This is a genomic window from Agaribacterium haliotis, assembly GCF_002312815.1.
In the GTDB taxonomy this organism is placed as follows: domain Bacteria; phylum Pseudomonadota; class Gammaproteobacteria; order Pseudomonadales; family Cellvibrionaceae; genus Agaribacterium; species Agaribacterium haliotis.
The window spans coordinates 1-1808 of the sequence record NZ_NKQJ01000032.1 but is presented as its reverse complement, the minus strand read 5'-3'; the positions used below and the strand labels follow the sequence as shown (position 1 = coordinate 1808).

The following is a 1808-nucleotide window of genomic DNA, read 5'->3' as shown; positions in this document are numbered from 1 at the left end:
TAACGAGCCCGTAGCAAAACGGCTTCATCTTGCTCAGCGTTTTCACAAGCTATTGCTTATATTGATTGCCTAGAATTTAACCACAACCGTTTAACATAATCACGTATTATGCGCGCTCGTCGGTAACACAAGAAAAAAGCAGCGTATTACGCCGCCTGTTGATAACTTTTCCCGTATTTCATGATCTTTTCGATATTATGCACCATGCAATACAACTTCCATTGCCCTCGCACCTTATCACGGCCACGCAAACTGAATCGATCCAGACCTTTTTGCGTACCAATATTCGCAAACACCGGCTCAATGACCGACATGCGATGTCCATAGACGGTTTTACCCCATTCGCTATCGACGCGTTTCTCCATCCAGTCCGACGCCGTGCGCTTTTTCTTTTTTCCCTTGACGGTAAATGAGACCTGACGGCCGCAACCTTTTCGATGATCCGCTGATTCGGGGTTTTCCATGCACTCATGTTTTTTCGGACAGTGGCGGCACTGCAATAACTTACCTTCGAAAAAGAAAGTGACATTGCCATTGCCCTTGTTCGATCTACGGCGAAAACTCAATTCATTACCCTGAGGACAAACACAGGTCTTGTTTTTCTGATTAAATTCGAATTCAGAGGCGGGAATGAGTTGGGCTCTACGCGTCGCTTCATCGGCATGGCGCTTTCCGTGCTTTTCTTTTTGCTCATCGAAGGCCGGGTCACGTTGGCGAAAATGAGGGTCCGGTGTGACCGCGTTGACCTTGTTGCTCTTAAAATACTCGTTATTGGCGGCGCTATAAAAGCCAGTATCTGCGGTGATAATGGTGCGCGACTTATATAGATCTTTTCTAATGCCCAAATCCTTGTAGCGATCACGCATGTCTTCCAGGAACGGAATGGTAATGGCCTGTTCCTGCGCGTGCCCGTAAACATCAGTAGACGTAATGATCTGGTGCTTTCTATCGGCTGCGGTAACCGCACAATATCCTTGAATCGTCCCGCGCGTAGTGGTCTTCATTTTGGCGCTTTCATTATCCGTCACATTACTTTTGACTTCCTTCGGTACCTTGCCTTGCCCCATACGCCTTTCATTCTCTTGCAAAAAAGCGTCAATACGATCGCAGGCGTGATCAAGTGTGCCAATCGCTTGTTGATGCCGAAGCGCTCGTTGATCGTAGTCTTTCTCATCGATGTCCAGTGCGAGATGGGCATCAATATGTTTATGAATTTGCTTGCGAATTTTGTCGCGCTTTTGCTCAAGCTCGTTGTGAGTACCGGACCACTCCCGTGATGCGTTAGAAGGGATTTTACAGCCGTCGATAGCAATCAGCTCGTTACCCAACAGTTTTTCCTCGTGGCAAATAAGCAAAACCTGTTCGAACAAGTCCCCCATAAGTCCATGGTGACGGCTGACAAAATTAGCGATGGTTGTGAAGTGCGGTGCGGTATCGCAAGACAAGGCGCGAAATATTAGATTGTTCTCGCAACACCAAGCGATTTCGCGGCTGCTGCGTACACCTTTGTAATAGGCAAAAAGTATTATCTTAAGTAAAACAGCGGGGTCGTATGCTTTACGGCCGCCTTTGCTAGTTCCGTTTTTATAACAAGCGTCGAACTTCGACAGATTTAGACGGTTTGTAACGAGGTGGTAAAGCGCAAATTCGAATGTACCTCGCTGAAGCTGATCAGCTAGATTACAAACAAACATCTTGGTTTGGTTCAAGTCAGCTGGTAGATAATTTGCCATAAGTCACCCCGGATTAACTTATCGCATTTTATCAACATACAGGGAAGGAAATGAGTTTTTCTACAGTCTCAACGC

The 1808-nt window shown here is 46.5% G+C and carries 1 protein-coding gene; it reads right to left on the bottom strand.

All coding sequences use genetic code 11. From position 1 onward, the window contains the following. Positions 1-146 precede the first annotated feature (146 nt). The gene (locus CFK45_RS18215) at positions 147-1733 is read right to left on the bottom strand and encodes a transposase (RefSeq protein WP_096087878.1); all 1587 of its coding nucleotides are present in this window, start codon (positions 1731-1733) and stop codon (positions 147-149) included. Positions 1734-1808 lie beyond the last annotated feature (75 nt).

Bases quoted from the DNA above. Each gene is read 5' to 3' on its own strand.
- CFK45_RS18215 (WP_096087878.1), bottom strand. From the start codon at position 1,733: ATGGCAAATTATCTACCAGCTGACTTGAACCAAACCAAGATGTTTGTT.